Origin of the sequence: Mycobacterium angelicum (genome assembly GCF_002086155.1) — a bacterium.
Lineage (GTDB): Bacteria > Actinomycetota > Actinomycetes > Mycobacteriales > Mycobacteriaceae > Mycobacterium > Mycobacterium angelicum.
This window is the reverse complement of sequence record NZ_MVHE01000440.1, coordinates 1-242: the sequence shown is the minus strand read 5'-3', so window position 1 is coordinate 242 and position 242 is coordinate 1. Positions and strand designations below refer to the sequence as shown.

Genomic DNA, 242 nt, shown 5'->3' with positions numbered 1-242 from the left:
AGAACTTCCGCCGCCAGCTGCTCTGCGGTATGTATGGCCTGCGCGTTACGACCGCTATGTAGCTCCAATTCGTTGCGGTCCAAGATGGCGCCGTCTGCGCCGTGTCCTTCAGCGAGGACCCACCCCAGGGTGGTAGGCGTTATCGAGAGCCCAAGTACCGTGTCCAAATTCTCGCACCTCAATCGTTCCCGGAACCTCCGATGCCCTCAGCCCGCACCATCGCACGCCACAAACCCCAGTGC

At 61.6% G+C, this 242-nt stretch carries 1 protein-coding gene; it reads right to left on the bottom strand.

The window, feature by feature from the left end:
- A partial coding sequence (locus tag BST12_RS34105; protein WP_483869194.1) for a DUF7159 family protein occupies window positions 1–167 on the bottom strand: 167 nt, incomplete at its 3' end.
- Window positions 168–242: the final 75 nt, after the last annotated feature.